We start from the raw sequence: 13368 nt of genomic DNA, 5'->3' as shown, positions 1-13368 counted from the left end.
CGAAAACGGAATGGAGGACAGGCTGTTGGTAGAAGATACGAAATGCGAGTGCGGTCACCAAAACCCGCTCGGCACCGTACTGTGCGAATCCTGCGGTAAACCGCTGCAGGAAGACGCCATGCCGGACAGCGGTCCGCTGGAGATGCGTTATGATGGAGTGCTGCGCCGATCGCAGAGAGAAAACCCTACGATTATTGACCGCATCTGGAAATTTTTTTCCTCTGTAAAGGTTGCAATATATCTGATTATCATGACGCTGATCGGTGCTGCCATCGGGACGATTTTTCCTCAAGAGAATATGTTTCTCGGTGATGTAAAGTTTTCGACCTTGTATGAAGAAAAGTACGGAACCGCCGGACGGATCTATTATCTGCTAGGTCTATCCCATACCTATGACTCCATTTGGTTCAAGGGACTCTTGGTGATGATCGGCACATCTCTAGTCGTATGCAGTTTAGATCGGGTGCTGCCCCTTTACCGGGCGCTGAACAAGCAGTCGATCCGGAAGCATTTGGGCTTCCTTACGCGCCAGAGAGTAACCTATCAAGGGTCATTGATTGAAAATGGCCAAACGGACGAAACGCAGTGGCTTGGAGACATGGAAAAAGAACTGAAACGCCGCCGCTACCGCGTTCATACGGAAGACGGAGCGCTTCTTGCCGAGAAGTACCGATTTAGCCGCTGGGGGCCTTATATCAATCATATCGGACTTATTGTTTTCTTATTGGCTGTGCTGGCCCGCAGCATCCCCGGTTGGTATATGGATCAGTACGTAGGTTTTATGGAGGGACGGATTGTCAAGATTCCGGAAACTCCATACTATCTGGAAAATAAAAAGTTCACAGTGGAATTTTATAGCGAGGATGAATTAGCTCCGGAATTTCGCGGCCAAGGAAAGACCGTGCCGAAATTTTACGAAACTCAAGCGGTTTTGTACATATGCGAAAGCAACTGCGGAACCGGTCAGGAGCCTAAGCTGAAAGAAGTGGCTTCGCACAATATTCAGGTGAATAAGCCCCTCGTTTATAAAGGTTTCAAGGCTTATTAGTACAATTACGATGTCACTCAGGTCATTCTAGCCGTTCATCCTGAGGTGAAGAATCCACAAACCGGAGAAGTTTACGGGAAGTTGGATCTGAGCACTTATAATCCGCAGGCAAACTACACGGTTGGTCCCTATCGTTTTACTTTAAAAAGCTACTTCCCGGATTTTGCGCTGGATGAACAAGGCAAGCCGAAAACGGAAAGTAACGACCCGAAGAAACCGGCTTATATCTTCTCAGTAACCGGACCAGATCTAGCGAGCGGCGGAGATATTTATATGTATTTCCCCCGTGAGATCGATAAGCTTGCTTTTCGACAGGATGAGATCAATGGAGAGTTGGCAAAGAAGCTTGATATATCTGCCTCGTCCATGAACGATGTGGAAATTGCCAACTATACCAGCTATCTGAACATTCGCAAGGACTTAGCCGTGCCTTATATCTGGGTTGGCGCCATCATCTCGATCATCGGACTTTCGATGGGCTTTTATTGGAACCATCGCCGAATATGGCTCCGGATCGATAACGGCATTCTGACACTGGGCGCTCACACGAACAAGAACTGGTTCGGGCTCCGTAAGGAAACGGCATATTTGCTTGATCATACAGGCATTCCGATTGATCCTAAGTTGCTGGAGAGGAGAGATCAACCGTCTTGAGTTCCTTTTTGGACACGGTAAGCGAATGGAGTTCCAGTTATCTGTTAATTGCCTTTATCTTATATTGTCTTTCGTTTTTCCTCTTTGTTCTTTCCATCATAGGTTCAAAATGGAGCGGGAACAACGAGGCCCAGCATAAACGGAATTACGGCAAATGGGGATTTTTGACGGCTATTATCGGTTTTGTCGGACATCTGCTCTTTTTCTTCACCCGCTGGTACGCGAGCGGGCACATCCCGACAAGCAATATGTATGAGTTCATGACTTTTCTCGGCATGATGATCATTGCGGCCTTCATCGTTATTTATGCCATATACAAGACGCCTCTAGTGGGGATGTTCGTTCTCCCTATTGCCGTTCTGATCATCTCGTATGCCGCCGTATTTCCCAGCGAGGTGCAGCCTCTCGTTCCATCGCTGAAGAGCAATTGGCTGAAGATTCATGTCACGACGGCGGCGGCTGGAGAAGCTTTCTTCGCCATCGGCTTTGCTGGCGGGCTCATGCATCTGCTCCGCACCGTTGATTTCCGCTCTAAAGGAAAAGCGGCTAGGCGAGAGCAACGCGGCGTAGAATTTACATTATTCGTCATTCTTATTCTCGCGGCCTTCATCCTTTCGATCTTCTCGTTCAATGCCGGCGGATACCAAGCTCAATTCGCTCCGCCTGCCGCTAGCGATACGGCTGCGACGAAGGAACAGGCAGTGAAGATCGAGACGTATGTGCTTCCTCCGTTAGTCAAACCCTACGGTGCGGAGACGCTCAGCATGACACCTTTTCTCGGGATGAAAAAGCCACTGCTAGAAGCCCCTTACTGGATGAAAGGAGTTTCGGCAGGCCGCAAGCTGAACACGGTGATTTGGTCTCTCATTGGGGGGGCCATCCTCTACGGAGTGTTGCGCCTCTTGATCCGTAAGCCCATTGGGGCGGCGATCAGCCCGGCGCTCCAATCACTGGAAGCCGAGGATATTGACGAAATCTCGTACCGGGCCATCGCTATCGGTTACCCCGTCTTTACTCTGGGCGCTCTGCTGTTTGCCATGATCTGGGCAGATCAAGCATGGGGCCAGTTTTGGGGATGGGATCCGAAGGAAGTATGGGCGCTGATCACTTGGTTGTTCTATGCAGCTTACTTGCACTTGCGGCTGTCCAGAGGATGGGTTGGCAAACGCTCCTCCTGGATGTCGGTTATCGGGTTTCTCATCGTCATGTTTACTTTAGTTGGCGTTAATTTGATTATAGCTGGCATGCATTCCTACGCGGGTGTCGATTAACCCGACCCCACTTACGAATATGGACAGGAACTTTAGGAGGGTATTACTGGATGGCAGAGAACAGGGAAAGCATTTTAGTTGTGGATGATGAAGAAAGAATCCGTAGGCTGCTGCGGATGTATCTGGAGAAGGAAGGGTACGAAATCGACGAAGCCGAAGATGGCGAGACCGCCCTCCAGAAAGCGGTGGATCGGGATTATGACCTCATCCTTTTGGATTTGATGCTGCCCGGTATCGACGGCATGGAAGTATGCGCACGGCTGCGCCAGGTGAAGGCGACTCCCGTTATCATGCTGACGGCGAAAGGGGAAGAAGCCAACCGGGTTCAGGGCTTTGAGATGGGCACCGACGATTATGTCGTGAAGCCGTTCAGCCCCCGCGAGGTGATCTATCGCGTAAAGGCCATTCTGCGCCGTTCGTCTGCTACAGCTTTTCTGTCAAAGGGTGCCAATTCCAGCAACAATATCGTTTTTCCCCATCTCGTTATCGAGCACGACGCTCACCGGGTGTCTGCGGATAGCCAGGAAGTTTCTCTCACGCCGAAGGAATACGAGCTTTTGCATTATTTGGCCATTTCACCGGACAAGGTCTTCTCTCGGGAAGAACTGTTGAAGGATGTTTGGAATTATGAGTTTTTCGGCGATCTCCGTACCGTTGACACCCATGTGAAACGTCTTCGCGAGAAGCTGAACAAGGTTTCCCCCGATGCCGCAGCCATGATAACGACGGTATGGGGCGTTGGCTACAAGTTAGAGGCTCCCAAGTAATGACGCTGCTTCGGAGCGTTGTCGGCAAGCTCTGGATGACCATTATCGCGCTGGTGGCTGTGGTATTGATCATCCTGGGCTTGTTTCTTTTTCCGATCATTGACGCCACCTTTCCCGATCAAGCCGGCAATTTGCAGAATATGGCCGATAAGCTGTCCCGGCAAATTCCTTCCCACCTGCAAGAAAAAGGCTATGTTGACGCCATAATCGATCTGCTTGAATCGGAAGAAGCCAGCGTGAACCTGATATCCTTGGATCACGCCAATCCAGGGCAGGCGGCTGTGACTTTGGAGGGCAAGCAATACCATCTTGGCGATATTTTCAACGCGAAGGAACTTGGTACCTTGCAGGCAGGGAAAAAAGTATCTGCCTCTTTCTCCATTACAAAGGATGCCGGCGATGGAGGAAAATATCTCGCCATCGCTTCTCCGATGCTTACAGCCGAGGGAGGAACAGGTAGCAAAGATGTACTGTTGCTCTTTCAATCGAAAAAATCTCTGGAAAATACCCAAAACTACGTCAAATGGCTGTTTGCCTTGGTGTCGATAGCCGGATTTTTGCTGACGACGTTTTTTGCTTTTTTCCTCATCTATAAAATCAACCGGCCGCTGTTGGAACTAAAGCGCATAGCTAACCACTTCATCCGGGGGGAATACGGCAGCCGAGTGCCAGTCATGTCCCGGGACGAAATAGGAGAGTTGGGCACTACCTTTAATCTGATGGGCGAGCAGTTGGAGGAAACGATACGGGATTTGAGCCATCAAAAAGAAAATCTGGCCAGCGTGCTTCGCAGCATGGCGGATGCGGTGATCTCCTTCGACGTCGACGGGCGGATTATCTTTATGAATCCGGAAGGCGAAAGCCTGCTGGTGGAATGGTCCGACCTGCATTGGGACAAAGGCGCTAACGAGGAAGAATCCGAGGTTCATGAACCAGCAGCCTATCAACTGATTCCTGAGCCGCTACAGGCTGTTTTTCAACAGGTCGTGAAAGAAACAAAAGAAATCGCGACGAAGGTACATGTCAAGGACGGAGTTTGGTCTCTTGTTATGGCGCCGCTCTACTCGGAAGATATGGTTCGGGGGGCAGTCGTCGTACTGCGGGATGTAACGGAAGAATACCGTTTGGATAAGCTGCGGATCGATTTTGTCGCCAATGTATCTCATGAACTGCGTACGCCTCTTTCCATGCTGCAAGGCTACAGTGAAGCGCTGATCGACGATATTGCTTCTACGCCGGAGGAGCGGCAGGAGTTAGCCCAGATCATTTATGACGAATCCCTTCGAATGGGGCGGCTCGTGCGAGACTTGTTGGACTTGGCGAAAATGGAAACCGGAAATCTGGAATACCATTTCCACGATATCGATATCGGTTCCTTTTTGCGGCGCATACACCGAAAGTTTTCGGCGTACTGCAAGGAACACGACATTCAGTTGGAGCTTGAGTTGGATGAGGACGTCAAGCTTTTTGCCAAAGCGGATGAGGATCGGCTGGAGCAGGTGCTGACGAATTTATTGGACAATGCCGTTCGCCATACGCCTTCGGGAGCGGCTATCCATCTCACTGCCGGCTTGTCCATTTTGCGCGGTGATCGAGCCGTCTTCCTGGAAGTACGGGACGAAGGGCAGGGGATTCCTGCCGAAGATTTGTCCTATATCTTCGAACGTTTCTATAAGGCGGATAAAGCGAGAACCCGCGGTTCCAGTGGGACAGGATTGGGGCTTGCCATTGCCAAGAACATCGTCGATGCCCATAAAGGCAGCATCCAGGTGAAAAGCAAAGTCGGACAGGGCACAACCTTTACTTTACAGTTACCCCTTGCTTGAGAACGCTAAGAGCCCGCTTCTGCCATATCGGCAGGGGCGGGCTTTTTGAACGTTACAGAATGTTTAAATTTGCTAAAGTGCTCAAGCACTAAAACATTCTGTAACAAGATAACCTACCTCTAAAACGCGGTCGCTCATCTTTGTAAAGCCTCGATAGAAGTTTTCTTATGCTGCAGCAGCCTTTAGGGTTTATCTTGTGGAAACCTTGCGTCTCTTTGGGAGTCCATCCGCTTGAGAAGCGGTGCAACGTCGTAAGAGGTCGCAAATAGCCGGGCTTGATCCTGCTTGTCGAACAAGAGGACATAGGTGTCGGTTTGTTCCACGATTAAGATAAACTCCCGAATATCGCCATTAAACCATTGGTTTTGCACATGAGTTTGAACCGGGAATTTGATTAATTTACCCGAATTGAAATTCAAGTTCAAGCGGCTGGTAAACTCCAAATGGGTTAGGATGAACTTAGCTTCTGACAAGAGGGAGGGAGTGAGTTCGATATGTTTGACCACTTGCTGCTTGTAAGGATCATAGATTTCAGCGGTCAACGGCTCTTTTAGCATCGCCGATGCGGGTAAACTCCCGCATATCAAAAGCAGGGTGATCATGGCGAGGGCTATTTTCTTCATTTGTACCCTCCTTTTTAAAATAGGAATCCAGGTATAGTTTGTCGGCCTGATCTTCATTTCATACTAGCCTGAAGCTTAACCTGCATGGAAGCAAGGTTATTTCAGGGTACAAAAAAGCAAGCCAGCATGCTCCTTATGGAAGGGCGTTAACTGGCTTGCTCGAGAATATTATGGCAGTCGCAACGGCTCGCAAATGGGCGAAAGGATCATGATTGCTGCTTTATTTTGCGGATTCCGGCGATAAATCTTGTTGTTCGTGAAACAGATGCAGTCTGTGTCGGTTTACAGAACCAGTTCCTTGACCTTGATGATTTCCGGCAAGCGGCTGAGCTCATCCAATACCTCTTTGGATGCTTGCTTGTCGATGGTGAGAATCATGATGGCGGAACCGCCGATTGCGCGGCGACCTACTTGCATGGAGGCGATGTTTACATCGTTGTTGCCCAGCAAGGTACCGACGCGGCCGATGATACCAGGTTTATCGTTGTGGGCGATGACCATGAGCGTTCCTTCCGGCGCAATGTCCACAGGGAACTGGTCAACTCGAACGATACGATCTCCATAACCGGCCAAAAGCGTTCCGGCCAAGGTGCGTTCTTCCGTTTTGCCTTTCAGAGTAACGGTAACCAGGTTGGTGAAGTTATCGGCGGTCGATGTCTTTTGCACAATGACGTTGACGCCGCGTTGTTTGGCCAGGTGCATGGCATTGACCAAATTGACTTCGCCGCCCAGATGGTTAGCCAGCACACCTTTTACCACGTAGCGGGTCAAAGGATTGGTGTTCTACGTCCATCAGTTCGCCAGAGTAATTGACGACGACGTCGGATACCGGGAACTCCGCCAATTGGCTAACGAAGAAGCCGAGTTTTTCCACCAGGGTGAAGTAAGGCTGCAGCTTGTTCATGACGCTTCCGGGAACGGCCGGCATATTGACGGCGTTCTTGAAGGGCTCGCTGCGGAGAATATGCAACACTTCTTCGGATACGTCGATGGCAACATTCTCTTGAGCTTCTACTGTCGATGCACCCAGGTGCGGGGTAACGATAATCTTCGGGTTATTGGCAAAAGGGTGGTCTGCAGGTAACGGTTCCTTGGTGAACACGTCAAAAGCGGCTCCAGCCACGATGCCTTTATCAATGGCTTCAACCAGTGCTTCTTCATTGATGATGCCGCCGCGTGCGCAGTTGATCAGGCGGACGCCTTTTTTCATCAGCTCAAATTGCGGACGGTCGATAATGTTGCGGGTTTCGTTGGTGAGTGGGGTGTGAACCGTGATGAAATCGGCAACTTTGGCGATTTCGTCTACAGTGCCCAGTTTCACGCCCAACTTCTCGGCACGGTCTTCCGTCATGAACGGGTCATAGCCGATAACGTCCATTCCGAATACTTTTGCCCGTTTGGCAACTTCGCTGCCGATTCGGCCCATGCCGATGATGCCCAAGGTTTTGGCGCGCAGTTCAACGCCTACGAAGGTTTTGCGGTCCCATTCTCCGCCGATGGTTTTCTTGTAAGCTTGAGGAATCATCCGCGCCACCGACATCATCATGGCGAAGGTCAACTCGCAGGTGGCGATGGTGTTGCCGTCCGGGGCGTTGATGACGACGATACCGCGGCTTGTTGCGGCTTCCAGATTGATATTGTCCACGCCAACGCCGGCGCGGCCGATGACTTTCAGTTTAGCAGCGGCAGTCATGATTTTTTCCGTAACCGTGGTTTGGCTGCGAACCAGCAGGGCGTCGTAATCTCCGATAATCGCGGTTAATTCATCTTCACTTAGACCCGGTTTCTTGTCGACTTGCACATCTTCAGCATCATAAAGCAGTTGAATTCCCATATCGCTGATGGGATCAGAAACCAAAACCTTGTACATGGACAAAACCCTCCTAAGTATGTTGGATAAACTAAAAAACTCTCGATCTTCACACTTCTATCGTGTGAAGGGACGAGAGTTAAGTTTCGCGGTACCACCCTTATTTGCATCCCGCTCACGCGGTATGCCTCATGGTCTGATTCAGACCCGGAAAGGTAACGGTTTCCAGCCGACCACGCCTACTCGACAAAATCCGAACATTCAGCGCAGAAACTCGGGAGTGCTCCGCATTGTCCGCCACACCGATTCGCACCTGCCACCGGCTCTCTGAGAAGCTATCAATGCTTGTTTCCGTCATCGTTTCATGTTAGTTTTCGTTTTTCATACTTTAACACGGTGGAGAAACAGTGTCAATACACGAACAATATATCTCCGAGAAGAAATTTTGTTCGGGGCTATAACGATTGTCCAGCTTTTTATCCGATTTTAGCCGAGCGCGCTTCGCTTTTCTTTTCTTCATTGATTTGGTATTCTGCTGATAGTACGACAATTTTCAAGAGAAACGAACAGAATAAGAGGGGGATGAAACGCGCATGGAAGGTAAGAATATTTCCCCTGAAGCGTTTCTTGCCCAGTGGGAGCAGGGGAACTTGGCGGATGCCCTCGTTCTTGATGTGCGTGAGCTTGGAGAGTGGCACTATTACCATCTGGAGAATACCCTCCATATGCCGATGTATACGATCCCAAGCAAGATCAAGGAACTTCCGAAAGATTGTTCCATCTACGTGATATGCGCTCATGGCATTCGCAGCGCTAACGTTTGCGGGTATATGCAAAGTCAAGGCTTCCAAAACCTGACCAACGTTGAGGGAGGTATGGCAGCCGTTGCCGAATTACGCGGATTTGCCTACGATTGACCAGGTTTCAGTACAAAAAAACCCGCCTTGGGCGGGTTTCATTATCGGGTTTAAAAGAAACCCACCCGTGGCGGGTTTCTTTATCTGAGGCAGCAGGTTTCAATTTGTTGAAGCGTAGATGGGTAAATGGGGGAGGACTTCTCCCGAGTAACGTTGACCCTCATCTCGAAAGTCGCCTGAGCGGACGGCCCCGGTGTCCAGCAGAACATCAATCACGCTTCTAACGGTAGTCAGCTTCATTTTCGTTGCGCTGCCGGAGGCGATCATGGAATCGATGCGGGCAGTCAAGTCCTGAGGCGAATAGCCTTTAAACAAGGACCGGTTTTCAATAACCGTTGAGGAGTGGGCAATTTTAGCGTTAAGCGGGAACTCCTTCCATTTGGCGATGGTCAGCTTATCGCTGCCGATCAGATCTTGATTCGCCAGTTCCGGATGGAGCTGTTTGTGCCATTTGACAACGGCCATAAAATATTGTTTTTGCGCCTCCAGAGCAAACCGCTTTGCTTCATTCAGACCTGCGTCTTTGTCCAGGCCGGCCAACAAATCGGCGTCCTTCTTACCCTTGTTGTCGGACAGATAACGCCGCGTTTCTTTATCGAAAAGGGTCAGGCTCTTCAGCACGTTTGTCTGGGCTTCCGAAAGCAACGGCGAAGAATCTGAGATAGCGGCTGATCTGATGCTGGCATAAGCGGCTGCCGCTTCGCTGCTCAAGTCTTTGAGAGAACCAGACGCACCGTCCTTGGCTGAGCTCCCTTGCAGGAGTTCTAAATCCTGGACCCAATTCTGCTGAAACGAAAGCCACGGAGCATAGACGTTATGGTAATAGGATACGAGTTGAGATTCGTCATAGGCGCCTGTGTAATCGGTTGATATGGATTTTTTCAATTCTGAAGCGTATTTTGCCTCGACGTGAGCTGTCCCCTTGTTGTAGCCGAAGAAAAAAGAGGCGACAACGCAGACCATGAAAAAAATGACAACTAATGCAAAAATATAATCGGATCGATTCAATTGCTTGTTCAAGAGCGTCACGCACCTACTATTTTTTTTCTTTCAGTATAGAAGATCATGGCGAAAATTGGAATACAAGGTTCGACACCAATCGGGGGAAACAATGAAAAAGTTGAAAATTCGCAAAATTAGAATACGTCCCGCAACCATCGAGGATCTGGACGAACGGCTGCTTCTGATTAATCTGCTGTTTACGCAGGTTTTAACGCTTATAGTGGCCTTTATTATAACTCTTTTTCAGAAAAACCAGCTGTGGACTCTCTTTCCGGTAAAAAGCGTGCCGACGATTCTCCTCTGGGGTTTCGGTTTCGGCATTGCGGTACTCATTGCTGATCTCATCATATCCCGCTTTGTCCCGCCGGATGTCGCGGATGATGGCGGTATCAACAATATGCTCTTCCGAAACCGGCCGCTATGGCAAATTGCGGCGCTATCGCTTTTTGTCGCCTTTTGCGAAGAAATGCTGTTTCGCGGGGCGATCCAACAAGCCATCGGTGCTTACTGGACCAGCGTGCTTTTCGCAGCCATCCATGTCCGCTATTTGCAAAGCTGGGTGATGACCGGTCTTGTCTTTTCCATCAGTTATGGCTTTGGCTGGATCTACAACTATACCGGGACACTTTGGACGCCGGTTATCGCCCATTTTCTCATTGATTTCGTCATGGGCTGCATTATCCGCTACCGAAAGGACGAATAAAGACTATTGGGGCTGCGGAGACGTTTCAATGGTGCGGGGATCAACGAAATGATACCCCTTCTGCTCAACCTCCGTCATCAGTTTGTCAAGGGCATTCGCTGTCCATGGATACTCATGCATGAGAATATTGGAACCAGAATGCAATTGTTTCATAACCTGGGCGATGATCCAATCCGTTTTATCGGCATCGGCTACGGTTTTCGGAATATCCCAATCCAAAGATCCAACGGACCAGTTCATCGAGAGGAGCTGGTTTTTCTTTGCGATCGCACGGACATCATCGCTGCTTGATCCAAAGGGTGGCCGGAGGAAAACCGGTAAGGATCCGGTCAAATTTTGAACCATCTTTTGCACTTCTTCAATCTGATAAGTAACGGAGCCGCTGTTTTCCTTCTTCAGATTGATGTGGTCGTAGGTATGATTGCCGATGATTTGACCGCGTTCTTGGATGAGGGTGATCAGTTCAGGATGCCTCTTGATTCGGATGCCGTTTACGAAAAAGATCGCTTTTGCATTATGTTTGTCCAGCGCGTCGATGATCTTGTTGATATCTTTTTCATCTTTAGGGCCATCGTCAAAGGTGAGTAAAACCACTTTTTTCGAAGCCGAATCATTGAGGGGGACGATGTCGAAGTTCTCGTTCATCCTGTAGGCTGGTTGGACAACATCAGCATCCTCAGTGACCGTCGGAGATGAACTTGCTGTCATCGATGCGGGAGACGTTGTTGCGATTTGCCCTTGAGTCGATGCGGAAGGGAGCAGGGTGGAACTCGGGGCAACGGTTCCGGCGTTTGCTGCCGCAGATGCAGCCGTGGACGTTGGTTCACGGTTAGCGGCACCGGAGGGCTGGTTTCCGCATCCGTTCAACATCAGAGCGGTGAGGGCGGCAATGGAAAGCGTGAGCCATGGTGTTTTCATGTTGATCTCCTTAAGTGAAAAGAGTATTTCAAGATAAATATCGGCATTGGTAAGCGGAATGTTGAGACTCGCGTGAGCCCGGTATTTCCCTTGTAGTTTCGTGTATAGCCGATGGACTGCGGCACAAGCTAACGATGTTTCATTCCATTACTTGAAGGAGGATAAAAAGGATGCGCGCCAGCAGCTTTTTACTCGGGAGCATGGTCGGTGCGGCAGCAGCCATTTACTTTATGCGCGGCGGCAAATTCATGATGTCCACAACCATGACCAAGACGAGCGATTCCATCGGTCAAGCCATCGGAAACGGGTTTGCCGCGATGAACGCTATGGGCAAGAATGGGAAGATGCACCAATCACACAAAGAAGACGAGTCGACGATGCATGGAAAAAGCCATAACCAAGGTATGGATAAAATCAACGAGCTGATAAACGATGATCCGTCCGTCAAGCATCAGGTGCAGGAGATCCTTAAAGAAAATTCGGCAGGCACCGCGGCTAGCCAATCCTTCCAGTAAATCTTAAAGCAAATGCCACAATTCCAATCAAGGAATTGTGGCATTTGCATCTTTGCCTTTCATTTCCCAAAAAACTGCCCTACATGGTATAATAGTCACAGGGCTAAGTGGATTTGGACGAGAAAATGCTCACCATTCTCCACGGCATTCATAATCTGTTAGCATATAGCATAGCGGCAGGCAAATTTGGGCAAAGGCAAAGGGGGAGATCCTGAATGAAAATTGAACGTTTGAGTGTCGATAAAATTAGGATTTTCCTTACATTTGACGACCTGACCGAGCGGGGTATCCAGAAAGAAGACATGTGGCGCGAGATTCCAAAAGTCCATGAACTTTTCAGTGAAATGATGGAACAAGCATATTCGGAACTGGGTTTCGACGCTTCAGGGCCGCTGGCAGTAGAAGTGTTTGCCCTACCCGCCCAAGGGATGGTAGTGATCGTAACGCGCGGCAAAATGCAAACCGCTCGCGATGAGGACCGTTTTGAGGAAGATGAGGATGTATACGAAATGGAAGTGACGCTTGAACAAAGCGAGCTCGTTTCGTATGCATTTCGGGATTTTGAAGATTTGCTGCGAATGGCAAAGGTTCTGAATCTTCTTCCCGAAGGCGGCGGCACACTCTTTTCTTATAAAGAACACTGGATTCTCCAATTTGATTCGCTGGAATACGACGAGAACGATTCACGCTACCAAGCGATTATCGCCGTCTTATCGGAATATGGCGAAGCGACATCTGTCACTACAGCCGTTTTGCAGGAATACGGAAAAACAATCATTGCTGAAAATGCTGTAAAAACTTTATGCGAGCACTTTTCATGAATAGGAATGCGACCCTTTTTAAACGACGCCCTGCCGATAACCATTCGGTGAGGGCTTTTATTTTTTATAACAAGAAGAACCGAAACGGTGCCATAGGGGACTTTTTAGCGGAAAAGACCGCGTTAGAAGCCCAAGAAACAGTGGAAATCGAGATAATTCCGAAAAAACGGGAAATATTGCATGCCAAGAAGGATGACGGCACTAGCCTGAAACCAGTATAATAGGGAATATCCTTTAACGAAAGTTGGATTCGATCATGATCTCGCTGATCGCTGCTGCGCTTGCACCAGGCATAGCGCTGATGGCGTATTTTTATTTGAAGGACCGATACGAGACGGAGCCTGTGCATATGGTCGTCCGCCTCTTTATATGCGGGGCGCTTGTTGTTTACCCGCTGATGGTGCTGCAGCGTATGCTGGTGCTTTCTTTTGGGGAAAACAGTTTGCTCTTCAGCTTTGGTTACTCGGCAGGGCTAGAAGAAGCGGTCAAGTGG

The 13368-nt window shown here is 49.4% G+C and carries 11 protein-coding genes, 3 pseudogenes and 1 other annotated feature; of the genes and pseudogenes, 10 read left to right on the top strand and 4 right to left on the bottom strand.

Going from position 1 to position 13368, the window contains the following annotated elements:
• Positions 1–25: 25 nt before the first annotated feature.
• The 4 genes and pseudogenes from resB to TJ79_RS15420 all read left to right on the top strand — a co-directional run bounded on the left by resB (position 26) and on the right by TJ79_RS15420 (position 5566).
• A pseudogene (gene resB, locus TJ79_RS15435) lies at positions 26–1702 on the top strand (cytochrome c biogenesis protein ResB).
• Positions 1699–2973, top strand: coding sequence for a cytochrome c biogenesis protein CcsA (ccsA, locus tag TJ79_RS15430; RefSeq protein WP_238323023.1), 1275 nt, complete (start codon positions 1699–1701; stop codon positions 2971–2973). The pseudogene resB and the gene ccsA overlap by 4 nt, the downstream one beginning before the upstream one ends.
• Before the next feature lie 50 nt (positions 2974–3023).
• Positions 3024–3740 carry a response regulator transcription factor gene (locus TJ79_RS15425; RefSeq protein WP_040951234.1) on the top strand — a complete coding sequence of 239 codons (717 nt, stop codon included), beginning with the start codon at positions 3024–3026 and terminating at the stop codon, positions 3738–3740.
• The gene (locus tag TJ79_RS15420) at positions 3740–5566 is read left to right on the top strand and encodes an ATP-binding protein (protein ID WP_040951233.1); all 1827 of its coding nucleotides are present in this window, start codon (positions 3740–3742) and stop codon (positions 5564–5566) included. The genes TJ79_RS15425 and TJ79_RS15420 overlap by 1 nt, the downstream gene beginning before the upstream one ends.
• A gap of 182 nt (positions 5567–5748) precedes the next feature.
• Here the strand turns inward: TJ79_RS15420 and TJ79_RS15415 are convergent, their stop codons facing one another.
• Together TJ79_RS15415 and serA are read right to left on the bottom strand one after the other, a co-directional pair.
• The gene (locus TJ79_RS15415) at positions 5749–6189 is read right to left on the bottom strand and encodes a hypothetical protein (protein ID WP_040951232.1); all 441 of its coding nucleotides are present in this window, start codon (positions 6187–6189) and stop codon (positions 5749–5751) included.
• A gap of 282 nt (positions 6190–6471) precedes the next feature.
• Positions 6472–8059: pseudogene (serA, locus tag TJ79_RS15410) on the bottom strand (phosphoglycerate dehydrogenase).
• Between the two features lie 65 nt (positions 8060–8124).
• Positions 8125–8366, bottom strand: a binding site (T-box leader).
• Positions 8367–8592: 226 nt separating this feature from the next.
• Here serA and TJ79_RS15405 point away from each other — a divergent pair.
• Entirely contained in the window at positions 8593–8916 is a 324-nt protein-coding gene (locus TJ79_RS15405; protein WP_040951231.1) for a rhodanese-like domain-containing protein, read from the top strand.
• A 99-nt stretch (positions 8917–9015) separates the two neighbouring features.
• Here the strand turns inward: TJ79_RS15405 and TJ79_RS15400 are convergent, their stop codons facing one another.
• Positions 9016–9936: a hypothetical protein gene (locus TJ79_RS15400; protein ID WP_040951230.1), complete on the bottom strand. Its 921-nt coding sequence runs from the start codon at positions 9934–9936 to the stop codon at positions 9016–9018.
• A gap of 91 nt (positions 9937–10027) precedes the next feature.
• On the opposite strand from TJ79_RS15400, the gene TJ79_RS15395 reads away from it, so the two are divergent.
• Positions 10028–10621, top strand: coding sequence for a CPBP family intramembrane glutamic endopeptidase (locus TJ79_RS15395; RefSeq protein ID WP_040951229.1), 594 nt, complete (start codon positions 10028–10030; stop codon positions 10619–10621).
• 3 nt (positions 10622–10624) lie between these two features.
• On the opposite strand, the gene TJ79_RS15390 is transcribed toward TJ79_RS15395, so the two are convergent.
• A complete protein-coding gene (locus TJ79_RS15390; RefSeq protein ID WP_052339630.1) occupies positions 10625–11539 on the bottom strand; it encodes a polysaccharide deacetylase family protein in 915 nt (304 codons plus the stop codon).
• 170 nt (positions 11540–11709) lie between these two features.
• Between TJ79_RS15390 and TJ79_RS15385 the strand changes: the two genes are divergently transcribed.
• From TJ79_RS15385 to TJ79_RS15370, 4 genes and pseudogenes are all read left to right on the top strand, one after another.
• The gene (locus TJ79_RS15385) at positions 11710–12054 is read left to right on the top strand and encodes a hypothetical protein (protein ID WP_040951228.1); all 345 of its coding nucleotides are present in this window, start codon (positions 11710–11712) and stop codon (positions 12052–12054) included.
• A 215-nt stretch (positions 12055–12269) separates the two neighbouring features.
• Positions 12270–12875, top strand: coding sequence for a genetic competence negative regulator (locus TJ79_RS15380; protein WP_040951227.1), 606 nt, complete (start codon positions 12270–12272; stop codon positions 12873–12875).
• A complete protein-coding gene (locus tag TJ79_RS15375; protein ID WP_040951226.1) occupies positions 12872–13096 on the top strand; it encodes a hypothetical protein in 225 nt (74 codons plus the stop codon). The genes TJ79_RS15380 and TJ79_RS15375 overlap by 4 nt, the downstream gene beginning before the upstream one ends.
• 23 nt (positions 13097–13119) lie before the next feature.
• Positions 13120–13368, top strand: a pseudogene (locus TJ79_RS15370) (glutamic-type intramembrane protease PrsW); the annotation flags it as partial.

Origin of the sequence: Gorillibacterium massiliense (genome assembly GCF_000455485.1) — a bacterium.
Classification (GTDB): Bacteria; Bacillota; Bacilli; order Paenibacillales; family NBRC-103111; genus Gorillibacterium; species Gorillibacterium massiliense.
Note: the sequence above shows the minus strand (reverse complement) of the source record. Positions and strands in the feature narration are given on the sequence as shown.